Source organism: Ochrobactrum sp. C6C9, from assembly GCF_022627935.1.
GTDB classification, from domain to species: Bacteria; Pseudomonadota; Alphaproteobacteria; order Rhizobiales; family Rhizobiaceae; genus Brucella; species Brucella teleogrylli.
In genome coordinates this window covers 31,058-57,461 of sequence record NZ_JABXGB010000021.1, presented here as the reverse complement: position 1 = coordinate 57,461, position 26,404 = coordinate 31,058, and the positions used below count along the sequence as shown (strand labels likewise).

Here is a 26,404-nt window from a genome sequence, read left to right as displayed (position 1 = left end):
AAGGAAAAACAATCACATTATCGGAGAAAGTCCATGAGACTGAAAGACAAGGTTGCCCTCATCACCGGCGCTGCGCGTGGCATCGGGCTTGGCTTTGCGGCGGCCTACGCGCAAGAGGGTGCAAAGGTCATCATTGCCGATATCAATATCGAGCGCGCGGAAGAAGCCGCGCGCGGTATCGGTCCATCCGTGAAGGCGGTGAGGCTGGACGTGACCGATCTGGGCGCAATCGACAAGGTGGTGGCCGCCATCGATGCCGAATATGGCGGCATCGATATTCTGGTCAACAATGCCGCAATCTTCGACATGGCACCGATCAATGAACTGACCGAGGACAGCTACGAACGCGTTTTGGGCATTAATCTCAAGGGCCCCCTTTTTATGATGAAGGCGGTTTCGAATGTGATGATCAAGCGCGGACGCGGCGGCAAGATCATCAATATGGCGAGCCAGGCGGGTCGCCGTGGTGAGGCGCTGGTGACGCTCTATTGCGCATCCAAGGCGGCAATCATCTCCGCCACGCAGTCGGCGGCTCTCGCTCTGGTCAAGCATGGCATCAACGTCAATGCGATTGCGCCGGGGGTGGTCGATGGCGAACATTGGGATGTGGTGGATGCGAATTTCGCCAAATGGGAGGGCCTGAAGCCGGGCGAGAAAAAAGCAGCCGTGGCGAAGTCGGTGCCGATCGGTCGCTTCGCGACGCCGGAGGATATTACCGGCATGGCGGTGTTCCTCGCCTCGTCCGACAGCGACTATATTCTCGCCCAGACCTTCGGTGTCGATGGCGGCAACTGGATGGCGTAAGGCGAGGCCGGGATAGTGCAATGAAAGCGATCTATTTTACCGGCCATGGCGAAGCAGGCATGGCCGATCTGCCGGAACCGGCATTGCTGCCGGGTCACGCGCTGATCGACGTCAAGGCGTCGGGCCTCTGTCACACAGACATTGATGTCCTGCATGGCCGCTATGGGTCGAGTGCCTTTCCGCTGGTGCCGGGGCATGAATATGCGGGCAGGGTGATGGCCATCGCCGAAGACGTGACCAATGTGAAGGTCGGCGACCGCGTTGCGGTCGATCCGAATATTCCCTGTGGTCACTGCCGCGCCTGCCTCAAGGGGCTGACCAATCTCTGCTCCGACCTGAAAGCTTATGGCGTGACCCATAATGGCGGCTTTGCTGGCATGAGCCTCGTCAATGCCAGCCATCTCCATTCTATCGGTGATCTGCCTTATGATATCGCGGCCCTTGCCGAACCGTTGGCCTGCGTGCTGAACGGGCTTGGCGCGGCAGGCTTGAAGACTGGCCCGCACGGTACTGAAAATGCGCTGGTTTTCGGGGCAGGCCCAATCGGCCTGTTGCTGGCCCTGTCGCTGAAAGCGCAGGGCGTGTCCGAGGTTGCGGTCGCCGACATCAATGAACACCGGCTGGCTTTCGTTGAAAGCCTCGGGCTTGAGCCGGTCGTGTCCGGTTCGCAAGCGCTGGACAGGCGCCAGCGCAGCTTTGATTTTGTCGCCGACGCCACCGGCATAGCCGGGGTGGTCGAAAGCATGGTCGGCTTCACCGCCGATGGAGGAACCGTTCTGGTATTTGGCGTCTGTGCGCCCGACGCACGAATTTCAGTGGCACCCTTCGAGATTTTCCGTCGCCAGATCAGGATTGCCGGTTCGCATTCTTTGAACCGAAACATTCCGCAGGCATTGGACATATTGAAACAGGACTTTTCAAACGGTGGCTCTATGGCGCGGCTCATTTCCCACCGGCTGCCGCTGGAGCAAATGCTGCCATTCTTCACCAAAAATGGCGGCGATCCCGCGACCATGAAAGTCCAGTTCGTACCCGATTGAATAGAGGATACCGTCATGACCAAGCTATCGCGCGCAACGCTTCAAAGCTTCGATAAGGTGCACAAGCCCGGCTACGATCCTGCCGGGTTGAAGCCGGGTATCGTGCATTTCGGCGTCGGCAATTTTCACCGCGCCCATCAGGCAGTCTATCTGGACGATCTGTTTGCGACCGGCGAGGGGCATGACTGGGCGCTGGTGGGTGCCGGTGTGCGTGGTAGCGACGATGCCATGCGTGATACGCTCAAAGTCCAGGACTGGCTGACCACCGTTGTGGAACAGGAAGCCGATCATGCAGGCGCGCGCATCACCGCATCGATGGTCGATTATGTGACGATTTCGACCGAGGAAGGGCGCAAGGCCCTGATGGCCTATCTGACATCAGCCGATACGCGCATCGTTTCGATGACGATCACGGAGGGCGGCTATTATATCGACCCGGCGAGCCAGACCTTCGATCCGGCTCATCCGGATATCGTGGCGGATGCCGCGCATCCGGACCATCCGAAAACCGTGTTCGGCCTGATCGTTCAGGCGCTGAAACTGCGCAAGGCGGCGGGTGTCCAGCCTTTCACGGTCATGTCCTGTGATAACATTCCGGGCAACGGGCATGTGACGGAAGACGCCGTGACGGGGCTTGCCAAGCTGAGCGACCCGGCCTTTGCCGACTGGATTTCTGCCAATGTCGCTTTCCCGAATTCGATGGTGGATCGCATTACGCCCGCCACCGGCGCGCGCGAACGCGAGATTGCCGCGAAGGATTTCGGTGTCGATGACGGCTGGCCGGTCTTCTGCGAAGTTTTCAAGCAATGGGTGATGGAGGATAATTTCCCGACCGGACGCCCGGCTCTGGAAAAAGTCGGCGTCACCTTCACCGATCAGGTTGCCGCTTATGAACTGATGAAAATCCGCATCCTGAATGGCGGCCACGCGGCCATCGCCTATCCGGGCGGCTTGCTCGACATTCATTTCGTGCATGAGGCCATGGAGCATCCGCTGATCCGGCGCTATCTGGAGAAGTTGACCAAGGATGAGATCATCCCGGAAGTGCCGCCCGTGCCGGATACCGATCTTGAAGCCTATCGCGTGTTGATCGACAAGCGCTTCGCCAATCCAAGCATCGGCGACACCATCCGCCGCTTGTGTCTCGATGGCTCCAACCGCCAGCCGAAATTCATTCTGCCCACCGCTGCTGACCGCGTGGCGAAGGGCCATTCGGTGACCGGGCTTGCGCTCGTTTCCGCTTTCTGGTGCCGCTATTGCTATGGCACCACAGATAGCGGCGCTGTTATCGAGCCGAATGATCCGTCATGGGATCGCCTGACCAAGCAGGCAGCGCGCGCCAAGGCCGACCCGGCTGCGTGGCTTTCCATGGATGATATTTTCGGAGCGCTTGCCGCCAATCCCGCCTATGTCACCGCGTTCAGCTCTGCACTGAAAGCAATCTGGCGGGATGGCACGGTCAAGACATTGGAACGCTATCTTGCAGGTCAGCAGTTTTAATTACAAAGGAGCTGCAATCAGATGCCCGGTCGCGGCGTGGCGCATGACTTCCATCGGCACGCCGTAAATCTCCCGAAGCTGATTGGGCTCCATCACACCGGCGGGTGTTGATTGGGCGATCAGGCGGCCACTGTGCAGCGCGAAGATGGAATCGCAGAAGCGGGCGGCCATGTTCACATCGTGTAGGACGATGAAAACGCTCAGTTCCTTCTCCTGCGACAGCTTGCGTACCAGCGACAGAACTTCCAGCTGATGGGCAATATCGAGCGCCGATGTGGGCTCATCGAGAAGCAGGCATTGCGCATCCTGCGCCACCAGCATGGCCAGCCAGACGCGCTGGCGTTCGCCGCCGGAAAGCGTATCGACAAGCCGGTCCGCAAAAGGTGCTATGCCGGTCAGTTCGATGGCCTCTTCCACCTTCGCCCGGTCGGTATCACCAAAGCGGCCCAGAGCGCCGTGCCACGGATAACGGCCAAGCGCGACCAGTTCCTTGACCAGCATGCCCGATGCGGATGCCGTCTGCTGCGGCAGATAGGCAAGCTTGCGTGCAAATTCGCGGTCGCCCCATTGGTCGAGGCGCTTGCCTGCAAAATGGATTGTGCCTCCCGACGCTGGCTGCTGGCGGGCAAGTATTTTAAGCAGTGTCGACTTGCCTGAACCGTTATGTCCGATCAAGGCTGTCACACTTCCTGCCGGTATCGACATGGTCAAAGGCTGCAACAGCGTGCGCCCGGCAACCGAAAAGCTGACATTCTCAAGTTCGAACAAGTTGGTCATCAATCGTCGTCCTCTGGCGCAGTGCTTTCCCTGCAATAACGCAGCTTTTCGAAAGTTGCCACAAAAACATGAGTAAGTTATACCTCTTTTAGATTAAGATTTCAGGAAAGCAGATTTGGGTTTCCATCCGCATATGAAAAGCCGGATCGAAGACGTCACCTTGCTGGACGACCTTCACTATCGCGTCTGGAATGGCGCGATTGCCGACGTGTGGTCTGTCGAATGTGGTCCCGGCGCGCGCGGTGAATATGTCTCGCAAGCGCCACGCCTGTTTCTCGTCTGCGAAAGCCAGGGCGCGCTCGATATCCGTCCCGGCAGCAAGGGGCGTGCCGTTGCGCAAGGCGCGAACCCTTCGCGTCTTTGCTATATTCCGGCGGGCATGACGATCTGGAGCGAGAGTGCGAGACCGGGTAAGCTCAAGCATCTTGATCTGCATCTCGACATCAACACGCTGCAGCAGCGCTTTGGTGGCGCGCTCGACAGGGCTGCGGTCGAGCGTCCACGCCTTTTGTTTTCCAATGCCAGGATTGAGCAGATCGGCGGGCTTCTGGCGGAAGAGTGCCTGTCCAATGCGCCGTTGCACGATCTCTATGGTGAAGGCCTGATCAACGCGCTTGTCGCGGAACTGTTCGGGGCGGAAGCGCAGCCGCGTGCAGGCGCGAGCAGGCTGTCACCATGGCGGCTCCGGCGCGTGACAGATTTCATCGAGGACAATTACGCGCGCATCATCCGCTTGCAGGAACTGGCCGATCTGGCTGGTCTGTCGGAAACATATTTCTGCAGCGCCTTCAAGGCATCGACGGGGGTGTCGCCCCATAGCTGGCAGATGGAGCGACGCATCGCGCGTGCGCAGGCGCTGCTGCTTCAGGCGCACACGCCGCTGCCGCATATTGCGGCGCTGGTCGGGTTTTCCGATCAGGCCCATTTCACGCGTGTTTTCAAGAAGCAAACCGGCACAACGCCGGCGGCATGGCTGAGACAACAGGTGTAGCAGAGCCACAGAAAGGATTGCTTTTTTACTGCACGCTGAGATGAACTGAAGATCGTTCAATTTGCCATAAAAACGAACAATCCTGCCGAATATTCTTGATATAAGCACTCATATTAACGCGCCCGTCTGCGGGGTCGCGGGAGCCTGTGAAGGTTCGCGTTTTTATCCGTCTTAGGGGTCACATCATATGCCGTCGATGAAGCACAATCTTCTCGTCCTGCTGGCAAGCGGTACTGCGCTTGCCGCCATTCCTGCCTTGGCGCAGGAAGACAGCAAACCCCTTCAGCTAAACACGGTTGTCATTCAGTCTGATGGAAATGGCGGCACCACGCGGGCCGACGGTGTTGCGCCGGTCCGGGGCTTTGTGCCTCAGGCGACCACCACCGGCTCGAAGGACAGCGTTGCAATCGACAAGATCCCGCAATCCGTATCGGTCGTCGGGCGCGATCAGATGGATGCGCTCGGCGCGCAGAAGATCGACGAAGCCTTGCGCTATACGCCCGGCGTGCTGGCGCAGCCTTTCGGCGTCGATAATGACACGAACTGGCTCTATATTCGCGGTTTCGACGCGACGGCCAATGGCACCTATCTCGATGGGTTGCAGAATTTCAGCTACGGCTTTGGCGGCTTTTTAATCGACAGTTTCGGTATCGAGCGCATCGACGTGCTGCGTGGTCCGGCATCGGCTCTTTATGGCGGTGCCAATCCCGGCGGTATCGTGAATTACATCAGCAAGCGCCCGACCGGCGAACGCCTGCGCTATCTTGAGGCGGGCATCAACAGCTATGGCAATGGCTATCTCGGCTTCGACATTGGTGACAAGGCGACGGAGACGGTTAATTACCGCGTCAACGGCAAGATCCAGGGTGGCGACAACTATACGGATTTTTCCAAGGAATTTCGTGGCGTCATCTCGCCAAGCATCGAATACAAGCCGGATGAATCGACCAGCCTGACCATTCTGGCCAACTATACCCATCTGGACCTGACGCATGATGGCGGCTTTCTGCCTTACTATGGTACCGTGGTGCCGACCGAGTTCGGCAAGATTTCGCGCAAGGCGAATTTTACCGAGCCGGATGTCGATTCCTATAATCGCGAACAGCTATCGATCGGCTATGAATTCGAACACACATTCGACAGTGACTGGACCGTCCGTCAGAATGTGCGTTACGGCTTTGCCAATGTGAAGGAGCATAGCCTCTACCCTTACGGCTATGACGGATTTCTGGCGCAGCCAGCTGCTGGCAATCCCTACCTCGCCCGCATCAATTTCAAGCACGATACCACGGTCAACACCTTTCAGGCTGATAACCAGCTTGAAGGCAAGGTGACGACCGGGGCCATCGACCACAATCTGCTGTTCGGCGCGGAGTACCGCTATTTCCGCATCGACCAGATGCAGCAGACCGGCGGCGCAACGATCATCGACGCCTATAACCCGGTTTATGGCGAGCCGCAGGGGCCTATGTGGGACCCCTATATTGATCAGGATCTGCGCCGCAATCAGGTGGGTGTCTATGCGCAGGATCGCATGGAATTCGGCGATGGCTGGATACTGACGCTGAATGGTCGTTACGATCATGTCTGGACTGAAGCCTCAGGTCTGCCGAGCTTCGAATATGATACGGGCCGCTTCTCCGGTCGTGCAGGTCTCGGCTATGAGTTCGAGAACGGCATCACGCCTTATGTGAGTGCTGCGACCTTCTTCAATCCGATTATCGAGACCCTGTATGACGGCAGCTATGCCAAGCCGGAAACCGGCGTTCAGTATGAAGCCGGTGTCAAATATCGCCCGGCATTCTTCGATGGCCTGATCACCGCGTCCTTCTTCGATCTGACCAAGGAAAATTCGCTGACCGGCTCCAGCTTTGCCCGTGAACAGCTCGGCAAGGTCAATTCGCGCGGCTTCGAACTCGAAATGCAGGCCAATATTGCCGAGGACTGGAAGGTGACGGCAAGCGTGACCGCCTATGACCTGAAGGTCAAGGAAAACGCCTCGGACCCAACGCTGGTCGGCAAGCGTCCTTATCTCCTGCCGGAGCAACAGGCTTCGGTCTTCGTCGAGTATAAGGTGCCCGAAGGCGCGCTGAAAGGCGTGACGCTGGGCGGCGGCGTCCGTTATATCGGCTCGTCCTATGCCGACGAGCAGAACACGCTGAAAGTGCCCGCTGTGGCACTCGCCGATTTGAAACTCGGCTATGAAAAGGATAATTGGGGCATCGATCTCAACGTGACCAATCTTTTCGACAAGGATTATGTTGCTGGATGTCAGGGCGTCTATGTCTGCGGTTATGGCGAGGGCAGGAAGGCTTTGCTCAAGGTGCACACCAAGTGGTGATGCGACGGTTTTCGCCGCGCGTTCCGTCATGACAGTCACCCGTCGCGCGGTTCTCGGATTCGCAGGCGCCCTTTTTGCGGCGCCTGCACTGCGTTCGGCCCATGCCGCGACGATGCGTTTTGCGGTGATCGACTGGGCCATGCTTGAGACCGCTCTGGCGATCGGCGCTGTGCCGGTGGCAGCGGCAGAACTGCGCCAATACAGGCAAATGCAGCTTGAGCCGGCGGTGCCGGAAAATGTCGCTGATCTTGGTCTGCGCGGAGCGCCCAATCTTGAGCTTCTGCGCATGATGGAACCGGATCTGATCGTCGCGTCCAATTTTTACGAATATCAGCGTGCAGCCTTCGAGCGCATCGCGCCGGTCTTCGCGCCGACTGTCTATAGCGCCGGTCAGCCGCCCTATGCGATGCTGGAAGAGGCGACGTTAAGTCTTGGGGAAAAGCTCGGTCTGGCTGCGGAAGCGCGCGCTTACGTCGCGACTGTTGCACGCGAGATTGCGGAGGCGCGGCAGCGCTTCGCTGCGATACCGGGACGGAAGGTCTTCGTCATCAGTCTGGGCGATGCCCGGCATTTTCGCGCTTTCGGGCGCGACAGCCTGTTTGGCGATGTGCTGGTTCGGCTCGGTTTTGAGAATGCGTGGACGCGCGATACAAGCTATTCAGCCGCGGCGCCGGTGGGGCTGGAGCAATTGGCCGAAACGCCGGACGCATCCATCGTGATCGTCGGCCCGACCGATCCTGAAACGCTTTATCGTCTGCCGCAAAATGCCTTGTGGAACGCGCTGCCCGCTATCCGTGAAAAGCGGGTTCTGTTTCTGCCGCCGCTCGATCATTTCGGCGGATTGCCTGCCGCGCGCCGCTTTGCCCAGCTTCTTCGTGAAAACTGGAAGAGCAGCCCATGACGGAGAAGAGTGTTGCAGGCATAAGGCCGCTGCTGTTCTGGGCGCTGCTCGCGCTTGTCGCGGCACTGATGGCCGCTTTCGAATTCACGCGGGCGCTGAATGCCCCTGCCGGTTCACCGGAACTGCTGGCGCTGCACCGGGTCATCGCGTTTGACACCGTCTTACCGCGCAATGCTATGGCCCTGATCTGTGGCGCAGGCCTTGGGCTTTCCGGCCTGCTGTTGCAGCAGGTTTTACGCAATCCGCTCGCCGAACCCTCGACGCTCGGCATTGCTGCCGGAGCGCAGCTCGCCATGACGGCGGGTATACTTTATCTGCCCGCAGCCTTCATCTTTCGAGAATGGCTGGCTTTGGCGGGCGGTCTGGCGGCGGTCAGTCTGGTGCTGGCGCTCAACTGGAAACGCTCGCTGGAACCCGCTTCTGTCATTCTCTGCGGAATGATCGTGTCGCTGACCGCAACGGCGGCAAGCACGGCGCTCATCCTCGCCAATGGCGAATATGTGTTCTCGCTGTTCGTCTGGGGCGGCGGTTCGCTGGAACAACAAAGCTGGGGGCCGGGCATTGCGCTCTCCCTGCGGGTTCTGATCGGCGGCGGGATTGCCTTCTTCCTGCTGCGCCCGTTGACATTGCTGGCGCTCGACAATGCCAATGCGCGCAGCCTCGGCCTGTCGCTGGCGGCAAGCCGCCTTCTGGTGATTGCCATTGCCGTCTGGCTGGCGGCAAGTATCACGGCAGAAGTCGGCATATTGGGCTTTGTCGGTCTGGTCGCTCCGACGCTGGCGCAGCTTTCCGGCGCGCGCCGTCTCAAGACAAAGCTGATCGCCGCGCCCGCCATTGGGGCAATTCTGCTCTGGTTGACCGATGGCTGCGTCAGCCTGTTGCAGGCCGTCACCGGCGACCGCCTGCCGGTGGGCGCTGCGACTGCATTGCTCGGCGGTCCGCTGCTGCTCTGGATGCTGCCGCGTCTGCGCATGTTTGAATGGCCGTCGGGCCAGAGCGAGGCCAGCGCTGTTCGCCTCAAGCGTACCGGCTTGTTCTTCGCCATTTTGCTGCTGCTTGTCCTGCTTGTGGCCGCCATCACGCTGGGTCTCGGCCGGGGGCAGGACGGTTTTGTCCTTGCCCGTGGTGAAGTGTTCGATGCGCTTTTCGACTGGCGCGTGCAAAGACTTGCTCTTGCGGGCCTATCGGGCGGCATGCTGGCATTGGCCGGAGCCATTCTCCAGCGCATGACGGGTAACACGCTCGCCAGCCCCGAAATTATGGGCGTCGGCCTTGGTGCTGGTGCGGGTTTGGCGGTGGTTCTCCTGCTTCCCGTCGCAAGCCTTTCCCTGCAATGGCTGGGCGCTTCCATCGGCTCGGTGCTGGCGCTGATCTTCATTCTGGCGATTGCCGCGCGCAGCGGTTTTGGTGCGGAAAAGCTGCTTCTGGCCGGTGTCGGCCTTGGCGCTATGGTCAGCTCCATTCTGACAGCCATCATTGCAACCGGCTCTCCACAAGCCTTTGTCCTGCTCGGCTGGTTGAGCGGTACCGGCACGCAGGCGACGCCTATGCAGCTTTGGCTGGCCGCTCTTGCGCTGGCTGCCAGTTTCACGATCCTGCTTGCTTTGTCGCGCTGGCTCGACATTCTGCCGCTTGGTTCGGTGACGATGCGCACCCTCGGTCTTTCGCTCGTCCTGCCGCGTCTTGTGATCGTGCTGATTGCAGCGCTTCTGACAGCGATTGCATCGATGATGGTGGGGCCGCTCTCGTTTGTCGGGCTGATCGCTCCGCATCTGGCGCGCAATTTCGGCCTGCATACGCCGAAGCGCTTCCTGACGGCATCCATGCTGATCGGCGCGCTGATGATGGTAAGCGCCGATTGGCTCGCGCGGATGGTGGCCTTTCCCTACAATCTGCCGCTTGGCCTGTTCGCCTCGCTTCTGGGTGGGGCCTGCTTCATCGCGCTGCTATCGCGGCGCGGGTAGCCTTTATGACGTGGCCTTCGCCGGGGCGGTTCTAAGCACGCGCCAGCCGAGAAGACTGAAGCCGATGGTCATCAGCGGATTGAGAATGTTGAAAAAGCAAAAGCCGAGATAGGCGGTGGTGCTGACCCCCAGCGCCGCAGCCATATAGGCGCCGCAACTGTTCCATGGGATCAGCGGAGACGTCACGGTTGCGCTGTCGCCAATCACGCGGGAAAGAAGTGCCGGTGCCAGTCCGCGATTGGCAAAAGCCTGCTTGAACATGCGCCCCGGCAGGGCAATGGAAATATACTGATCGGACGTGACGACATTCGACAGGACAGCGGTTCCTGCGACGGTCGAGATCAGACTGGCATCGGATTTCGCGCGATGGATCAACGGGTCGATCAGGCGATTGAGAATGCCTGCATGTTCGATTACCGCGCCAAAGGCGAGCGCCGTGATGATGAGCCAGATGGTCGTCATCATGCTCGCCATGCCACCCCGGCTGAGAATCATGTCGATATCGGGATCGCCGACGGAGCTCGTATAGCCGGTGGCAAGCGCCAGCCATGCGCCTTTCAATAGGGCGAGCGCACTGGGAAGTGCTGCATCATTGGCAAATGCGATCACCCGTTGTGGGTCCATGATGACGCCCTGGATAGCGCCTGCCAAAGCGCCGCTGAATATCGCCACGACCGGAGATACCCGCGCTACCGACAGCACGAAGACCAGCAGCAGGGGCAGGAAAGCCCAGAGCGAAACCTGAATCTGGCTGTCGATCTTTGTGAGAAGCGAGCTTGCGTCAAAATCGTTTTGCTCACCAAGAAAGCCGAACAGCACAATGGACAAAAGCAAAGCGGGGATCGAGGTCCAGAGGGATTCCCGGATGTGGTCGAATATTTCCGAACCGGCGGAGGCGGCCGCCAGATTGACCGTGTCGGAAAGCGGCGATGCCTTGTCGCCAAAATAAGCGCCGGAAATGACGGCGCCCGCTGTGATTGCGGGGGAAAGGTCCATATGAGCCGCGACACCCATAAGCCCGATGCCGATAGTGCCTGCGACGGTCCATGAACTGCCGATGCTGAAGGCCACCACCGCGCAGACAATGGTGGTCGTCGCGTAGAAATAATCGGGGTTGAGAAGCTTCAGCCCGTAATAGACCATGGACATGATCGTGCCGCTGAGCGCCCATGTGCCAATCAACGCGCCAACCGCCATCAGGATGAGAATGGCGGGCAAGCCGGTCGCGATCCCGTCAACAACGGCGGCGCGGACCGCGGCCCAGCTCGATCCGTTCTTATAGGCAACACCGGCGGCGATCAGCCCGCAGACCGCAAGGGCGATCTGGTTGGGGCCGGACGAGGCCGCATCACCAAACAGATAATAGGAAAGGGCGAGGAAAACGATAAGCGCAATACATGGAACAAGTGCATCCAGCATGGATGGAATATGACCGCCAGTGGTCGGCGCCGGTTCGTTTTCGCTCACCTTGTGGTCTCCCCTGATAGCGACTTTAGTAGATTAAACGCTGAAAACTCCGGTCTTCCCTCAAAGACCGGAGCTTCCAATATTTCATTCAATGCCAGGTCAGTTTTGAAAAGCCTGTACTGACAATGGTTCCTTTTTTGCCATCGACAATGCCGGGAATGTCGGCCAGCGCGCCGATGGCGGCGGATTTTCCGGTCGCCTTGGCAAAATTGCAGGCGGCATCCACCTTCGGTCCCATCGAACCTGCCGGAAACTGATAGTGCGAAAGGGATTCCGGGGTCGCTTCGTGGATGCCCTTTTGCGTCGGCTTACCCCAGTCGGTAAAGACCGCTTCGGCGTCGGTCGCCATGATGAAGAGGTCGGCGCCAAGTTCACGTGCGAGAAGCTCGCTCGCCAGATCCTTGTCGATGACGGCCTCCACGCCGCCAAGCGAGCGTTCCTTGCCTTTCTCATACATGGTGGGAATGCCGCCGCCGCCCGCGCAGATGAGAATGGTGTTCTTTTCAAGCAGCCATTTCAACGGGCGAATTTCGAAAATCCGCTTCGGAAGCGGCGAGGGCACAACCCGTCGCCACTTGTCGCCGTCCTGCTTGAAGGTCCAGCCTTTTTCGCCACGGATGCGGTCGGCATCGTCTTTGGAATAGACCGGGCCGACGAACTTGGTCGGGTTTTGGAAGCCGGGATCATCGCCATCCACCTCAACCATGGTAAGGACGGTTGCGATGGGAATGTCGAATGGCAGAACATTGCCAAGTTCCTGTTCCAGCATATAGCCGATCATGCCTTCCGTCTGGGCGCCAAGCACGTCCAGCGGATAGGCCTCGTCAGGCTTGTAGGCAGCGCCCTGCAAGGCAAGCAACCCCACCTGCGGACCATTGCCATGGGTGATGATGACCTGATGGTCCTTGGTGACCGGCGCGATGGCTTCGACAGCGGTGCGGATATTCCTGCGTTGCACCTCGGCTGTCATCGGCTCGCCGCGCCGTAAAAGGGCGTTGCCGCCCAATGCGATGACGATGCGCATTCTCAATCTCCAATCGTTGCCACAAGCAGGGCCTTGATGGTGTGCAGACGGTTCTCCGCCTGTTCGAATGCGATATTGGCGTGGGATTCGAAAACTTCGTCGGTCACTTCAAGACCGTCCGAGATGCCGAACTGATCGGCAATCTGCTTGCCCACGACGGTTTCGGTATCGTGGAAGGCTGGCAGGCAATGCATGAACTTCACCTGCGGATTGCCTGCGGCTTTCATCAGCGCAGCATTGACCTGATAGGGCTTCAGCAGCTTGATGCGTTCGGCCCAGACTTCCTTCGCTTCGCCCATCGACACCCAGACATCGGTGTGGATGAAGTCCACGTCCTTGACCGCCGCCTTGACGTCATCGGTGATGGTGACCTTTGCGCCCGATGCAGCGGCGAGGTCTTCTGCAATCTTGCGATATTCGTCAGCGGGCCACAGTTCTTTCGGTCCGCAGATGCGGACATCCATGCCCATCAGGCTGCCGACGATCAGAAGCGAATGACCCATATTGGACCGCGTGTCGCCGACATAGGCATATTTGATCTGGGGGATCGGCTTGTCGCTGTGTTCCCACATGGTCAGCACGTCGGCCAGCATCTGTGTTGGATGATATTCATCGGTCAGGCCGTTATAGACCGGTACTCCGGCATATTTGGCCAGCGTTTCAACACCGCTCTGCGATGAGCCGCGATATTCGATAGCGTCATACATACGCCCCAACACACGCGCCGTGTCCTTGAAGGATTCCTTGTGGCCGATCTGGGATCCGGCAGGATCGAGATAGGTGACATTGGCGCCCTGATCCGAACAGGCGACCTCGAAGGCACAGCGGGTGCGTGTGGAGGTCTTTTCAAAGATGAGGCAGATTTCCTTGCCTGACAGGTGCTTTTGTTCGGTGCGGGCATATTTGGCGCGCTTCAGATCGCGCGCCAGATCGAGCAGGAAGCGGAATTCGCGTGGCGTGTAATCCTGCACCGTGAGGAGGGAACGATTGCGCAGATTAAAGCTCATGATACGTCTCCAAAACTATATAACGTTGCGATGGAAGTCCGGTCCTCAGACTGGATCGCGCCATATGGGGCAAGTCATGCAATGCCCGCCGCCCCGACCACGGCCCAGCTCTGAACCGCGAATGGTGATGACTTCAACGCCCGCCTTGCGCAACAGCGTGTTTGTGTAAGTGTTGCGGTCGTAGGAAACCACCACGCCGGGCTCCAGCGCGACGACATTGTTGCCGTCGTCCCACTGTTCGCGCTCGGCTTCGTAGGCGTTGCCGCCAGTTGCCACCGAGCGGAGTTTCTTCAGTCCCAGCGCTTCCGCCGTCACTTCCAGCAGGTGCTTTGTTTCGGGACGAACGGCGATTTTTCCGTCGTCGCCCGGATAAATGCTGAAGCAGCGAATTTGGTCCACGACTTCGCCAAAAATGGTCACGAGGTCGCGGTCGCAGAAGCTGAACACCGTATCGAGATGCATGGCCGCACGGCTTTTCGGCATCACACAGGCGATGACGCGGGTGGCGGCATTGGCGGCAAACAGCGCTTCCGCCACCTGACCGACAGCCTGATAAGTTGTGCGTTCGCCCATGCCGATCAGCACAACGCCATTGCCGATGGGCATGACATCGCCGCCTTCCATCGTGGCGTTGCCGTGGTCGGTGTCGAAATCGCCCCACCAGATTTTGAAATCGCCGTCCTTGAATTCCGGATGATATTTGTAGATGGCGCGCTGGATCAGCGTTTCCGGCTGACGGGCTGGCCAGAACATCGGGTTCACGGTCACGCCGCCGTAAATCCAGCAGGATGAGTCGCGCTGGAACAACGTGTTGGGGATCGGCGGAATAATGAATTCCGTACCGCCCAGCACGTCCAGCATCAGTTCCTTGCCCCATATGTCCGGCAGGTCGGAAACGGCCACGCCGCCGATGAGAAATTGGGCCAGGTTTTTTGATGGCAGTTCATCCAGCCAGGGGCGCATGGAATTGGCGACATTGCGCCCGATCTGATTAGGCAGAATACGCCGGTCGAGAACGAATTGGCGTGCTTCCTTGTCGTCCAGCGTTTTGGCGAGCAGGTCCTGCATTTCCAGAACCTCCACGCCGCGCTCCCGCATTTTGAGAACGAAGTCGAAATGGTCCTTCTGGGCCTCGTGCACCCAGATCACATCATCGAACAGAAGGTCATGGCAATTGGCTGGCGTCAGTCGTTGATGGGCGAGCGATGGGCTGCAAACCATCACTGTGCGTAGCTTGCCGACTTCCGAATGCACTCCAAATTGTCTCATCTCGATGCTCCTGTTTGAAAGGGTGATCTGGGCGGGAAGATTTTCCGGTAGCCGGCAAAAGATCGTTCCCGTGGATGAATGCGTCAGAAAGGGGTGATAACTCCCGTCCACATCAGATAGATGGCGACGAGGGCGAGCAGGGTTATGCCTGCCGCGATCCAAACTTCATGTCCCTCAAAGATCGGTTCTCCATGTTCCTTGCGGGCTTTCGCGTAAACCAGAATGCCGGGTGCGAAGAGCACCGTGCACATCAGTAGAAAGCTTAGTCCCGCCGCGTAGACGAGCCAGACGCCGTAGAGCGTCGCTATCAGGCTCACCCACAGGTCTCGCCGTCGCGACTTGCTGTTGGCGCCATATGTCTCGCCGCTGAGCGCGAGTTTCAGTGCAAAAGCGCCGGAAAACACATAAGGCGGCAGAATGGCGACCGATGCGATGAAGTAGAAGAACTGGTAGGCGCTTTCGGAAAAATAGGTCAGCAGCAGGAAGAACTGAATCGCGAGGTTCGTTGCCCAGAGCGCATTGGCTGGCGACCCGTTCTTGTTCTCGACCGCAAACCACTTTGGAAATGTGCCGTCGCGACCGCAGGAAAATGGGATTTCCGCGCAGAGCAGGGTCCAGGACAGGAAAGCCCCACCCACTGAAATCAGAAGGCCGATATTGATGAGCAGCGCGCCCCAATGACCGACAAGCGGCTCGAAGACGCCTGCCATGGAGGGCACTTTCAACCCGGCGAGTTCCGGCTGGCTCATCAGCCCGGTCGAGAGCAGCGATACCAGCACATAGATGCCGAGTGCGCCGAGAAAGCCGATCACGGTCGCGCGGCCCACATCCTTGCGGTTGGCGGCGCGGGCCGAATAGACGCTGGCGCCTTCAATGCCGATGAACACCCACAGCGTCACCAGCATCGTGCTTTTGATCTGGTGCGTAATGCTGCCAAGTGTGGCTTCCTCACCACGGCCCCAGAAATTGAAGGTGAACTTGTCCCAATGGAAAGCAACGATGGCGATCAGGATGAACAGCATCAGCGGCACAAGTTTGGCTATCGTCGTGACGATATTGACGAATGACGCCTGCTTGATGCCGTAGAGGACAAGCGTATGGATCAGCCAAAGGCAGATTGATGCGCCGATGATTGATGGCAGGTTGGAACCGTCGCCGAAAACTGGGAAAAAGAACGACAAGGCCGAGAAGATCGCCACCGCATAGGCAACATTGCCGAGAAAGGCGCTGAGCCAGTATCCCCAGGCGCTGTTGAAGCCGATAAACGATCCGAAACCGGCCTTAGCATAGGCGTAAGGTCCGGCATCGAGATCGGGACGACGATTGGCGAGCGACTGATAGACGCGCGCCAGCATCAACATGCCGATGCCGGTGATGATCCAGCCGATAATGATTGCGCCCGGCGATGCCGCGCGAGACATATCCGATGGCAGATTGAAGACGCCGCCGCCGATCATCGATCCCAACACAAGCGCAATCAAAGGAAACAATGTCAGTTTGTGCGGCTCTTTTTCTGCCGTGACTTGCCCACTCTGCGTATCGGCCATGCAATTCTCCAATCGTGCGCGATTATGAGCATGAAACGAAATTTCACAGACAATGATGTGATCGCTAATCTCACGTCATTGATCAAGATCAATGGTATAATTATTATTTATCAACTGCATAAATGCAGAGTTCGCAACTGATATTAGCGCAAATTAAATAAAGTCAAGAAATTTTGTCAACTTAAAATGATTTTAGATATTTCATATTTGGATAAACTATGAAATTTGACTGTTAATCAGCTAAACACGTTAAATAATATTTCTCGAATCGCGCAGTCTGCTTGAGATATATTTAATTGATACGAAAATACTCGGGCGTCAATGGCAGTCAAGCCATGCGCCGGTTGTGGTGGACCGATATCATTTTTTTTTAAGAGCCGATGAGCCGCGAAGCGGTCCCGGCTCATTCTTCAATAAGGTTTGTTTTTCATGCGATCCCCGCGATACGCGTTTGATCTACACCGCGACCAGATCCAAAGCTGGCTATTAAGCAAACAATAAATCAGACCAAGCTAACGGAAAGCTATGGCAGAGCTGGATTTTATCAATATGGTTTTCTTTAAAAAATTCGGGTGGTGCCGCGTTTCAAGGCCGGTCGCGCAAATGGGTTGCGCAGAGCGCCCACATTGCGGGGATGGCCGCCAGCGCAAGGGCGCCGACGATGGAAAAGAAGACGCCATAGCCGAAATATTGGGCCACATAACCCGCCGCCACACCGCCCGCCATGCTGATCAGCGCATCCATGCATTGGAACAGCGTGAAATCCACCCCTGCCTGGCGCGGGTCAGACCACAGCATAAATTGCGCATAAAGCGCGACGAAACCCAGCGCCACAACGCCGGATGAGCTGATAATCGCAACCGCTATCAATTGCACGCTGGCGGTCTTGTCGCCGGCATGTATGGCGAAAAACAGGAAGCACAGCGCCTGAAGCAAGAGCGCTGCAGCCAGTATCTTGCGCATGCCGAAGGCGCGCACCAGACCGCCACCGGCAAGCGCTGCGGCAAGGCCGACAAACATGCTTCCGGCACCGTTCAGCAATCCGACGGTGGTGAGGTCGAGACCGGTATCGATCAGGAAGGGTCCAAGCATTGCGAGCCCCGCCTTCTGTGCGATGACATAGACCGCTGCCGCCGCCAGTCCGCGCCGGATATCACGCCGCCGCAGTGCTGCCGCAAGCGATGGCACATGCGGGCGTGTTTCCGCGACGGAACCTTTGCGGGCGAAAAGCGCGAAGGGCAGGCCGAGGAGCACCAGAATAACCGCCATTGTCCAGATGGCGATATGCCAGTCGAATGCGCCGACGAGAACGAGAAACAATCCCGCGCCGATCGCCGAACCGAGATAGGCGCCGCCAACCTGTGCGGCATTGCCCCAACCGTAATTGTCTTCCGACAGGCTTTGCACGGCATAACCGTCGCAGGCGATATCGACGGTGGCCGTTGCAAAGGCGATCAGCATCAATATGCCGAGAAGCGGATAGACCTGTGATGGGTCGATAAGCCCGATAATCAGAAGGCCGATGACCGAGACAGCGCCGCCGCCCAGAATGATGGTTGCCGTTCGGGCGGCACCGCTATGCGGCAGCCGGAAACGTTCCACTGCGGGCGCCCAGAGAAATTTGAGCGCCCATGGCAGTATGATCAGCGAAACGAGGCCGATGCGGTCGAGCGGCACGCCGCTGTCGCGCATGATGGCAGGCAAGCCTGACCAAGTGATACCGCCAATGACGCTTTGCGCCACATAGAGCCCGCTGATCGTCAGGAACACGCGGGCTGGCGCGACGGTCGGTGACGGCTGGTCGGCCTGTTTCTGCATCGACGTCATCAGAAGCGATAGCGTAGGCTGCCGAATATCTGGCGGCCTTCCTGCTGGTAGCAATAGCCAGCGGTGCAGACCGGATCGCGATTGTCGAAGATGTTCTTCGCATTCACTTGCAGCTGCATGCCGTCGAGCTTCGGATTGCGATAGCTGAAGTCATAGGACAGCGCCGCATCCACCATGACACGCGAGTCGTTCTTGAAGGTGTTTTCGTCATCGCCATAGCTGGAGCTGACATAGCGCACACCGGAGCCAAAACCGAGGCCAGCCAGCACGCCGTTCTCGATCTTGTAATTGCCCCACAGCGACAGCACGTCATTGGGCGTGCCGGAAAGCTCGTTGCCTTCCGTACCTTCGGTGCCGCCTTCGATCTTCACGCGCAGATGGGTGTAGGACGCGATGATGCCGAGACCGTTATCGAGCGTGGCATTGGCTTCCAGTTCGAAGCCACGCGAGTTGAGATCGAGCTGGCGCTGCTTGTTGCGATCCGCCGAGGCGACGAGGACGACACCGTCTTCCTGATCGATATCGAAGAAAGCGGCACTCACTACGGCATTATAGCCGGGGATTTCGTATTTGACGCCGATTTCCTTTTGCGTGGCGATGGTCGGCTTGGCGACATGTTTGTCGTCGCTGGCGATATCGTCATAGACGAAGCCGATATTGGGCGAGAACGAGGTGGAATAGTTCACATAGGGGATGAAGCCCCATTCCGTCTTGTAGGCTGCGCCGACGCGACCGGAGAAGGCGCTGTCCTTCTGTTCGCTTTCCGAATAATCCACATCGGTGGTGTTGGTTTTCACCCAGTCATAACGGCCGCTGCCGAACAGGGTGAAATTATCCCATTCGATCTGGTCATGGGCATAAATGCCGACCTGATTCATCTTCTGCCCGCCATAATAGGGCACGTCCTGGGCCCGCATGTCCTCGACGGACACATAGGACAGGCCGCTATAGGCGTTATAATCCGACCAGCCATAATCGATGCCAGCGATGGCCTTATGGGTCATCGGGCCGGTGTCGAAATCGAACTGCGCCATCGTATCGACGACAAAATTCTTCATCCGCTCGGTGTAATGGCCCCAGTAGCGTGACAGGTCTGTGCTGCCTGCTGTCGTGTAATGGCCGCTATATTCGAGATCGGCATCGACATCGCTGTAACGCAGGTTCTGGCGGATGGTCAGCAGGTCGTTGAAGCGATGTTCGAACTCATAGCCGATGCGGCCCTGGTTCTGAACGAAGTCGTTATAGGCAGGGTCGCCCTCATAAATATCCGAAACCTCGCCATAGGACGGATTGTAGAAGGCCGCCGTTCCACCGGTCTTGGAGCGGGAAAACTCGCTTAGAACCGTGAATTTCGTGTCTTCGTCCGGCTTCAGCGTGAAGGCTGGCGCGATGTAATATTTGTCGTCGGGATAGCCGGGCAGTTCGGTATCGCTTATGCGGCCAAGGCCGGTGATGCGATAGAGGAAGGTCTTCTCGTCATTGGCGGGGCCGGATACGTCGAAGGCAGCCTGATACCGATTATGGTTGCCGAACAGCAGTTCCACTTCGCGGAAATCTTCGTCCTTCGGGCGCTTTGTGACGACATTGACGATGCCGCCGGGGCCGCTGACGCCATAGAGCGACGAGGCCGGGCCTTTCAGCACCGTGATACCTTCAATGCCGTAAGGTTCCGCCTTCAGCCATGTGGAAGGGCCGTTCATGACGCGGAGGCCGTCGCGGAACATGCCGTTGTAATAAGCGGGAAAACCGCGCAGGTAGAACGCGTCATAGCGCGTATCGAAACCGTAATTGTTGGGATTGGCGCTTGCCGTATAGCTCAGCGCATCGTTGAGCGTGTTCGGCTTCTGGTCTTCCATCTGGCGCTGCGTGACGACGGAAATCGACTGCGGAATCCGGGCGATTTCCGTGTCGATCTTGGTGCCGTCGCGATCCTTCTTGGCGACATAGCCATCCTGCACCAGCGTATCGTTGCTCTGCGACTCGATGGTCACGGTGTTGAGCACCAGAGGCTGCGAGGCGTCCTGCGCAAAAACGATGGCAGTGGAGGCGAGAAGGGTGGAACTGGCGAGTGCAAAGCGTAGCGGGAGGCGGAGAGCAGGAGTCGGCATGGATGTCCCTCGAACAACGATCTTGCGTCGCTCGGCTCCCCCGATCCGGCGATGCAAATTTGAGTATGAGACTCCACTATAAAATTGACTCTAAAAGTCAACTATAAGCAGTTCATTAAATTAGCTCTCAATGATATTGCGCTGCGGCTTGCGATTTTTCTGCAACAGATGGGCGCTGCGGCGTGCCCTTTGGCGTCAGCGATTGCGAAATTGCGGCGGGCGCTTTTCGGCACTGGTAGAGATGCTGATGAAGCTGACTGCCCCGGAACAGCAAGCGCTTCGAGGGCAGGTTGAGCCCTCAAAGCATGAGTGGGACGCTTATCGCGCCAGACCTGCATCCTTCAGGAACTTGACCGATGGCATGATCTTGTTCTTGTCGCGCAGTTCGAGGATCAGGCGCGGATTGCTTTCGAGTTCAGCCAGAGCCGCGAAAACGCCATGCCAGCGGATGGTGCCTTCGCCGATGCCCCAATGACGATCCGCATGGCCGTCCGCGTCCTGCAAATGAACATGCTGCAGGCGGTTGCCCGCACGACGGATGAAGTAATCGACCGGATGCGCGCCCAGCGAACCATAGGTGAAATGGGCATGGCCGGTATCGACCGAAACGGCGACCGATGACGACTGGAAGCTGTCGGCGAGCAGGCAGCGGGCATCGGTATCGATATCCTCGATATTTTCGATCACCAGCGTGCAGCCGATTTCTTCGGCGCGGTTGACGACCGGCGCCAGCGTTTCATGGGCGTAGTCGATGATCTGCTGGCCGCTTTCGACAAAATTGTCGAGATTGTTATAGGTCCAGAAATTATAAGGGCTGTGGATCACCATCTGCGTGGCGCCGATGAATTCGCAAACCTCCAGTCCCTGAAGATAGCGCTGGGTGACGATCTTGCGAATGTCTTCGTCCTGATTGGAGAAGTTGAGACCCCAGAATGGACCATGAATGCCGAGGCGGCCCTTATAACCGTTGAGCAGAGTCTTGATGCGGCTTGCAGGCGTCTTCCAGTCGGCCTTCAGGAGAGCGACATGGACAAAATCCTGGATCTCCAGATCGCGGTTTTCCGACAGGATGAAATCGAGATTTTCTTCGAGATAGGACAGCGGCACGGCTGCGCCGAGAAGCGGCAGGTCGGACATAATCAATTTCCTGGATTGACCGGATGGCATGGGATGAAAGCGGTCCTGCCTCGCCTCCGGACTAAAGTGCAGGCAGAACCGTACTTGTATCGCCTTTCAGGCTGCTGCTTCAGCCAGCGCCAGACGCGACGCGATCACCAGATCGGGGCTGTCGGAGGTGATGTAGGCAACATCGCGCTCCATCCAGCGGTCGATCAGCGCGCGGTCGTTGAGCGTCCAGACGCCAAGGCGGTCATCGGGAAACAGCGACGTGATGCGGTCAAATTCGGCTTCGAACAATTCGTGATGCACGCCAACATAACGGACCAGAGGTTCCACGCTGCGGAAGAAATTTTCCAGCCCGCCATTGCGTTCCACCCATTGCGCGTTGAGCGAAATCAGCCGGTCGATTTCTGGCGCAACTTCCGCACAGCGTTCGACGACACTGCGGTCGAAGGAGTGCAGCACCACATGGTCGCCAATATTGCGGGCGCGGATGATTTCGACGGCCTTTTCCACGAGGCCTTCATAGGGCTTACCGTCGGCATCGGATTTTAGCTCGATATAGAGATGCACGTCCGGGCGCGTTGCGAGAACGTCCAGCACTTCCTCAAAGGTCGGGATGTGATCGCTTGTGACGGTGCCCTGTTCGTTTTTCAGTCGGACAGCACGGCGACCGGCATCGTCGAGCGCGCGCACATTGCCGGAACCGGTGGTGGTGCGGTCGAGCGATGCGTCATGAATGACGAGTATCTGCCCCGCATCGCTCAGGTGAAGATCGAACTCGACGCTGTCGATTTCGAGAGCCAGAACGTTGCGAAAGCCGGTGAGCGAGTTTTCCGCCCACAGATTGCGCGCGCCGCGATGGGCCATGATCTTTTTCATGTCTGTATGTCCTATTGAACGGTTGGGTCGAGCTTGTCGCGAAGCCAGTCCCCGAGAAGAGAAATCGAAAGTGTGGTGAGAACGATCACCAGCGCCGGAGCCAGCATTATCCATGGCGCGCGTGTCAGATATTCGCGCGCGAACCCAACCATGTTGCCGAGCGATGATTCCGGCGGCTGAACGCCGAGACCAAGGAAGGAAAGGCCGGATTCCATCAGGATGATTTCCGGGAATGTCAGCGTCATCGAGACGATCAGCGTCGAGGCGACATTGGGCAGGATGTGGCGGAAATAAACGCGGAACGGTGTTGCGCCAAGCTGCACCACGGCGCTGGCATAGCCCTGCGCTCCGGCGGAAATGGCAAGGCCGCGCGCGATGCGGGCATAACGCTCCCAGCCGTAGAAACCCATCAGGCCGATCAGCAGCGGCATGGAATTGCCGAAGAAGGCGAGCACTGCAAGCGCCAGAACCATAAAGGGCAGGGCGGCCTGAAAATCGGCCAGCATCAACACGATATGTTCGACCCAGCCGCGAAAGCGGGCGGCAAGAAAACCCAGTAAGGTGCCGAAGACGGCAGAAAGGATCGTCGCGCCAAAGGCGATGACCAGCGACACGCGGATCGACTGTATCAGCCGCGAATAGACATCGCGGCCCAACTCGTCGGTGCCGAGCCAGTGTCCCGGTGATCCCACCGGAACAAGCCGCGCCATCAGGTCCATCTTGGTGATGGAATAGGGCCGCAGATAATCCGCGAAGATCACGACGAACAGCATCAGCGCGAGCCAGAAACAGGCAAAGGCGACGCTCATCGGCATGGAGGTGCGTAGGCGAGTGATGAGCGCGGGCGCCTTGACGGCGGGGGCAGGGATAAGGGCGGTATCGGTCATGGCCTTCCTCAATGCGCGGCTTTGGTGCGCAGGCGCGGGTCGAGAACGCCATAGAGCACATCGACAACAAGATTGGAGATCACCATGCAGCTCGCGATAATCAGCAGCAGGCATTGCACCACGGCGAGGTCGCGATTGGCGACTGAGACCACCAGAAGGCGACCAATGCCGGGCCATGAGAAGATTGTTTCGACCACCACCGCCCCGGCGATGAGCGCGCCCACCATGAAGCCCACGATGGTGACAATCGGCACGGACGCATTGGGCAAAGCGTGTTTCCACACCACATCGCTCCAGCTGATGCCTTTGGCCGATGCCGTGCGGATATAAGGCTGTCCCAGCACTTCGATCATGGCCGAGCGTGAGAAGCGCGCCAGAATGGCCGTGCCACCAATTGCGATGGTGAGGGTTGGCAGAATACCGTGGACCCACGTATCGCTGCCGCCGGACGGCAATACGCCGAGCTGTACCGAGAAGATCAGCACCAGCACGAGGCCAAGCACGAAAGATGGCACGGTGAAGCCGAGGATCGAAAGGGTGATGACGCCACGGTCAGCGATGCCCTGACGGTGCAGCGCGGCATAGACACCTGCCGGAATGCCTAGGCAAAGCTTGATGATCAGCGCCGGAATGGTGATCTGGAGCGTGGCAGGCACACGTTGCAGCACCAGATCGATAGCCGGCGCCTTGTCGCGCATCGAGATGCCGAAATCGAAGCTCAATATGCCTTTGAGATAGGACAGATATTGCAGCCAGATGGGATCATCGAGACCCCAGGCCTTGCGGAAGGCATCGATGGATTCCTGCGGCGCATCGGGACCAAGCATGATCTGCGCCGGATCGCCAGACAGGCGCAGCACCACGAAGGCAAAGGTCATCACCAGAAAGACGGTGATCAGCGCACGGATGAGGCGGGAGGCGATGAAAGTAAGCATGGGTGCCTCACGCAGCACTTTTTGCCGGCTCAACGAAGTGACAAGCCGTGCGCCGGTCAAAGCCGGTCGATTCCAGATCGGGCATCGTTGTCGGGCATTGAAAGCCCGCCACCGGACACCGGGGATGAAACACGCAGCCGCTCGGGCGGTTTGCGGGGTTTGGCGGTTCACCTTTGAGGATCATGCGCTGGTTGAATTTCTTGCCCGGAATGGGAACCGAAGACACCAGCGCCTTGGTATAGGGGTGCTGGGGTGTTTCGAAAATCACGCCGGAGCTGGCCTCTTCAACGATCTTGCCGAGATACATGACGGCGACGCGGTCGCAGATGTTGCGCACGACTTTCAGGTCGTGGCTGATGAACACCATGGCGATGCCGTGTTTTTCCTGCAGGTCGCGCAGGAGATTGACCACCTGCGCCTGAATAGAAACATCAAGCGCGGAAACCGGCTCGTCGCAGACAAGCAGCCTTGGGCTGGTCGCAAGGGCGCGGGCGATGATGACGCGCTGGCGCTGGCCGCCAGACAGTTCGTGCGGATAGCGTTCACCCTGATCGCGGCGCAGTCCAACGGATTGCATCAGCTCGCCGACACGTTCTTTGAGTTCCGCGCCGGAGGCGATCCCGTGAATTTGCAGCGGTTCGCCGATCTGTGTCGCGATCGGCAGGCGGCGATCTAGTGCCGCCAGCGGGTCCTGAAAAACAAGCTGCATTTGTGCCCGCAGTTTGCGCCAGTCGGCTGTGTGGCGGCGTGGCAATGGCTTGCTGTCGAACAGAACCTGACCTTCGGTGGCGTCGTCTATGCCGAGCAGCATGCGTCCAAGCGTGGACTTGCCGCAGCCGGATTCACCGACAATGCCAAGGGTCTCTCCGGGCCGGACACGCAGGCTGACACCATCCACCGCCTTGACCGGATCGGCCTTCTTGAAGAGGCCGTCGCTTCGGTAAACCCGAACCAGATTGTTTGCTTCGAGCAGGAAACTCATGCCAGAGCGCCTTCTGTCGGGATAGTACGGCTGTGATAGAGATGCGATGCCGCGCTTTCGCTATGGGGGTGGAAACAGGCCACCTTCTGGCCGTTGCGCATCTGCAAATCGGGAATTGCGCTCGTGCATGCTTCGCTGGTTTGCGAACAGCGGGGCGCGAAGGCGCAGCCTATCGGCAGATTGCGCGGGTCGGGTACAGTGCCGGGAATGGCGCGCAGGCGCTCACGTCCGCCGTCGAGGCGCGGGATGGCTTCGAACAAGCCGCGCGTATAGGGATGCTGCGGCCTGTCGAACAAGTCGACGGTCGGGCCGCTTTCAACGATGCGCCCGGCATACATGACGCAGAGGCGTTCGCAAATCTGGCTGACCGCGCCGAGATCATGGCTGATGAAAACCACCGCCATGCCGGTTTCGCGGCGAATCTGATCCAGAAGATCAAGGATCTGCGCCTGGATGGTCACATCGAGCGCGGTGGTCGGTTCATCGGCTATCAGCACATCGGGCTGACCGGCCAGCGCGATGGCTATCATCAGCCGCTGGCACTGCCCGCCGGAAAACTCGTGTGGATAGAGATTGAAACGACGCGCCGCATCGGGAATGCCGACGCGTTCCATCAGCTGGATGGCTTCGCTGCGCGCTGCCGTGTCTTTCAGTCCGCGATGCAGCGCCAGCGATTCAATGATCTGATGGCCGACTTTCTTGACGGGATTGAGCGACGAACTCGGGTCCTGAAAGATCATGGCGATGCGCCCGCCGCGAACGCTTTCCTTGACGGAGCGGGCGGAGCCGACCAGTTCCTGACCGTCGACGTTAACCGAACCTGACACAGAAGCCTTGCCGGGGAGAAGCCCAAGCGCGGCAAGCCAGGTTACGGATTTTCCGCAGCCGGATTCTCCGACGAGGCCGAGCGTCTCGCCACGGTCTACATCGAGATCGATCCCGTGCAGAACCTGCACGCCGCTGAAAGAGACCTTCAAGTCCCGGATGGAGACGAACGCCACGGGCGGCACCTTTTCATTGAGAGTAAGAAGG

General features: G+C 58.5%; 21 protein-coding genes. 7 read left to right on the top strand and 14 right to left on the bottom strand.

The genetic code is table 11. The annotated features are described in order from the left end of the window. Nucleotides 1-33 precede the first annotated feature (33 nt). Genes HWD97_RS16765 through HWD97_RS16755 form a run of 3 tightly spaced genes read left to right on the top strand, consistent with a single transcriptional unit; the run spans nt 34 to nt 3,344 of the window. Nucleotides 34-804 (top strand): L-iditol 2-dehydrogenase, encoded by a 771-nt coding sequence (locus tag HWD97_RS16765; RefSeq protein ID WP_109366949.1) that lies wholly within the window; start codon nt 34-36, stop codon nt 802-804. Nucleotides 805-824: 20 nt separating this feature from the next. After that, nucleotides 825-1,844, top strand: a complete 1,020-nt coding sequence (locus tag HWD97_RS16760; protein ID WP_109366950.1) for a zinc-dependent alcohol dehydrogenase family protein — start codon at nt 825-827, stop codon at nt 1,842-1,844. A 15-nt stretch (nt 1,845-1,859) separates the two neighbouring features. Next, nucleotides 1,860-3,344 carry a mannitol dehydrogenase family protein gene (locus tag HWD97_RS16755; protein ID WP_283736225.1) on the top strand — a complete coding sequence of 495 codons (1,485 nt, stop codon included), beginning with the start codon at nt 1,860-1,862 and terminating at the stop codon, nt 3,342-3,344. Here the strand turns inward: HWD97_RS16755 and HWD97_RS16750 are convergent, their stop codons facing one another. Further along, nucleotides 3,345-4,121 (bottom strand): ATP-binding cassette domain-containing protein, encoded by a 777-nt coding sequence (locus HWD97_RS16750; protein ID WP_109366952.1) that lies wholly within the window; start codon nt 4,119-4,121, stop codon nt 3,345-3,347. A 115-nt stretch (nt 4,122-4,236) separates the two neighbouring features. Between HWD97_RS16750 and HWD97_RS16745 the strand changes: the two genes are divergently transcribed. From HWD97_RS16745 to fhuB, 4 genes are all read left to right on the top strand, one after another. Then, the gene (locus HWD97_RS16745; RefSeq protein WP_109366953.1) at nt 4,237-5,112 is read left to right on the top strand and encodes an AraC family transcriptional regulator; all 876 of its coding nucleotides are present in this window, start codon (nt 4,237-4,239) and stop codon (nt 5,110-5,112) included. Nucleotides 5,113-5,299: 187 nt separating this feature from the next. After that, entirely contained in the window at nt 5,300-7,453 is a 2,154-nt protein-coding gene (locus HWD97_RS16740) for a TonB-dependent siderophore receptor (protein WP_109366954.1), read from the top strand. A 28-nt stretch (nt 7,454-7,481) separates the two neighbouring features. Continuing rightward, the gene (locus tag HWD97_RS16735) at nt 7,482-8,354 is read left to right on the top strand and encodes an iron-siderophore ABC transporter substrate-binding protein (RefSeq protein ID WP_235859047.1); all 873 of its coding nucleotides are present in this window, start codon (nt 7,482-7,484) and stop codon (nt 8,352-8,354) included. Further along, nucleotides 8,351-10,318 (top strand): Fe(3+)-hydroxamate ABC transporter permease FhuB, encoded by a 1,968-nt coding sequence (gene fhuB, locus HWD97_RS16730; RefSeq protein WP_109366955.1) that lies wholly within the window; start codon nt 8,351-8,353, stop codon nt 10,316-10,318. Before HWD97_RS16735 ends, fhuB begins: the two co-directional genes overlap by 4 nt. Nucleotides 10,319-10,321: 3 nt before the next feature. Here fhuB and HWD97_RS16725 read toward each other — a convergent pair whose 3' ends face one another. From HWD97_RS16725 to HWD97_RS16665, 13 genes are all read right to left on the bottom strand, one after another. Beyond that, a complete protein-coding gene (locus tag HWD97_RS16725; RefSeq protein ID WP_209446017.1) occupies nt 10,322-11,785 on the bottom strand; it encodes a Na+/H+ antiporter NhaC family protein in 1,464 nt (487 codons plus the stop codon). A gap of 88 nt (nt 11,786-11,873) precedes the next feature. After that, nucleotides 11,874-12,809, bottom strand: a complete 936-nt coding sequence (arcC, locus tag HWD97_RS16720) for a carbamate kinase (protein WP_109366956.1) — start codon at nt 12,807-12,809, stop codon at nt 11,874-11,876. A gap of 2 nt (nt 12,810-12,811) precedes the next feature. Then, nucleotides 12,812-13,816 carry an ornithine carbamoyltransferase gene (locus HWD97_RS16715; RefSeq protein ID WP_121539445.1) on the bottom strand — a complete coding sequence of 335 codons (1,005 nt, stop codon included), beginning with the start codon at nt 13,814-13,816 and terminating at the stop codon, nt 12,812-12,814. Between the two features lie 45 nt (nt 13,817-13,861). After that, a complete protein-coding gene (gene arcA / locus HWD97_RS16710) occupies nt 13,862-15,085 on the bottom strand; it encodes an arginine deiminase (protein ID WP_121539446.1) in 1,224 nt (407 codons plus the stop codon). Nucleotides 15,086-15,168: 83 nt separating this feature from the next. Next, on the bottom strand, nt 15,169-16,632 hold the full coding sequence (gene arcD, locus HWD97_RS16705) for an arginine-ornithine antiporter (RefSeq protein WP_109366959.1): 1,464 nt from the start codon (nt 16,630-16,632) through the stop codon (nt 15,169-15,171). Between the two features lie 585 nt (nt 16,633-17,217). Continuing rightward, complete coding sequence (locus tag HWD97_RS16700; RefSeq protein ID WP_235859048.1) at nt 17,218-18,459, bottom strand: MFS transporter; 1,242 nt, start codon at nt 18,457-18,459, stop codon at nt 17,218-17,220. Then, nucleotides 18,459-20,567, bottom strand: coding sequence for a TonB-dependent siderophore receptor (locus HWD97_RS16695; RefSeq protein WP_371835268.1), 2,109 nt, complete (start codon nt 20,565-20,567; stop codon nt 18,459-18,461). Before HWD97_RS16695 ends, HWD97_RS16700 begins: the two co-directional genes overlap by 1 nt. Nucleotides 20,568-20,885: 318 nt before the next feature. Continuing rightward, nucleotides 20,886-21,704 carry a sugar phosphate isomerase/epimerase gene (locus tag HWD97_RS16690; RefSeq protein WP_109366961.1) on the bottom strand — a complete coding sequence of 273 codons (819 nt, stop codon included), beginning with the start codon at nt 21,702-21,704 and terminating at the stop codon, nt 20,886-20,888. Between the two features lie 96 nt (nt 21,705-21,800). Continuing rightward, nucleotides 21,801-22,568: a glycerophosphodiester phosphodiesterase family protein gene (locus HWD97_RS16685; RefSeq protein ID WP_109366962.1), complete on the bottom strand. Its 768-nt coding sequence runs from the start codon at nt 22,566-22,568 to the stop codon at nt 21,801-21,803. Nucleotides 22,569-22,579: 11 nt separating this feature from the next. Then, on the bottom strand, nt 22,580-23,455 hold the full coding sequence (locus tag HWD97_RS16680; RefSeq protein ID WP_109366963.1) for an ABC transporter permease: 876 nt from the start codon (nt 23,453-23,455) through the stop codon (nt 22,580-22,582). A gap of 8 nt (nt 23,456-23,463) precedes the next feature. Next, nucleotides 23,464-24,390: an ABC transporter permease gene (locus HWD97_RS16675; RefSeq protein ID WP_109366964.1), complete on the bottom strand. Its 927-nt coding sequence runs from the start codon at nt 24,388-24,390 to the stop codon at nt 23,464-23,466. A 7-nt stretch (nt 24,391-24,397) separates the two neighbouring features. After that, entirely contained in the window at nt 24,398-25,372 is a 975-nt protein-coding gene (locus HWD97_RS16670; RefSeq protein WP_121539449.1) for an ABC transporter ATP-binding protein, read from the bottom strand. After that, nucleotides 25,369-26,373 (bottom strand): ABC transporter ATP-binding protein, encoded by a 1,005-nt coding sequence (locus HWD97_RS16665; RefSeq protein ID WP_121539450.1) that lies wholly within the window; start codon nt 26,371-26,373, stop codon nt 25,369-25,371. The genes HWD97_RS16670 and HWD97_RS16665 overlap by 4 nt, the downstream gene beginning before the upstream one ends. Between the last annotated feature and the right edge of the window lie 31 nt (nt 26,374-26,404).

Coding starts and splice junctions, on each gene's coding strand:
- HWD97_RS16765 (WP_109366949.1), top strand. CDS start 34: ATGAGACTGAAAGACAAGGTTGCCCTCATCACCGGCGCTGCGCGTGGC.
- HWD97_RS16760 (WP_109366950.1), top strand. CDS start 825: ATGAAAGCGATCTATTTTACCGGCCATGGCGAAGCAGGCATGGCCGAT.
- HWD97_RS16755 (WP_283736225.1), top strand. CDS start 1,860: ATGACCAAGCTATCGCGCGCAACGCTTCAAAGCTTCGATAAGGTGCAC.
- HWD97_RS16750 (WP_109366952.1), bottom strand. CDS start 4,121: ATGACCAACTTGTTCGAACTTGAGAATGTCAGCTTTTCGGTTGCCGGG.
- HWD97_RS16740 (WP_109366954.1), top strand. CDS start 5,300: ATGCCGTCGATGAAGCACAATCTTCTCGTCCTGCTGGCAAGCGGTACT.
- HWD97_RS16735 (WP_235859047.1), top strand. CDS start 7,482: ATGACAGTCACCCGTCGCGCGGTTCTCGGATTCGCAGGCGCCCTTTTT.
- fhuB (WP_109366955.1), top strand. CDS start 8,351: ATGACGGAGAAGAGTGTTGCAGGCATAAGGCCGCTGCTGTTCTGGGCG.
- arcC (WP_109366956.1), bottom strand. CDS start 12,809: ATGCGCATCGTCATCGCATTGGGCGGCAACGCCCTTTTACGGCGCGGC.
- HWD97_RS16715 (WP_121539445.1), bottom strand. CDS start 13,816: ATGAGCTTTAATCTGCGCAATCGTTCCCTCCTCACGGTGCAGGATTAC.
- arcA (WP_121539446.1), bottom strand. CDS start 15,085: ATGAGACAATTTGGAGTGCATTCGGAAGTCGGCAAGCTACGCACAGTG.
- arcD (WP_109366959.1), bottom strand. CDS start 16,632: ATGGCCGATACGCAGAGTGGGCAAGTCACGGCAGAAAAAGAGCCGCAC.
- HWD97_RS16700 (WP_235859048.1), bottom strand. CDS start 18,459: ATGACGTCGATGCAGAAACAGGCCGACCAGCCGTCACCGACCGTCGCG.
- HWD97_RS16695 (WP_371835268.1), bottom strand. CDS start 20,567: ATGCCGACTCCTGCTCTCCGCCTCCCGCTACGCTTTGCACTCGCCAGT.
- HWD97_RS16690 (WP_109366961.1), bottom strand. CDS start 21,704: ATGTCCGACCTGCCGCTTCTCGGCGCAGCCGTGCCGCTGTCCTATCTC.
- HWD97_RS16685 (WP_109366962.1), bottom strand. CDS start 22,568: ATGAAAAAGATCATGGCCCATCGCGGCGCGCGCAATCTGTGGGCGGAA.
- HWD97_RS16680 (WP_109366963.1), bottom strand. CDS start 23,455: ATGACCGATACCGCCCTTATCCCTGCCCCCGCCGTCAAGGCGCCCGCG.
- HWD97_RS16675 (WP_109366964.1), bottom strand. CDS start 24,390: ATGCTTACTTTCATCGCCTCCCGCCTCATCCGTGCGCTGATCACCGTC.
- HWD97_RS16670 (WP_121539449.1), bottom strand. CDS start 25,372: ATGAGTTTCCTGCTCGAAGCAAACAATCTGGTTCGGGTTTACCGAAGC.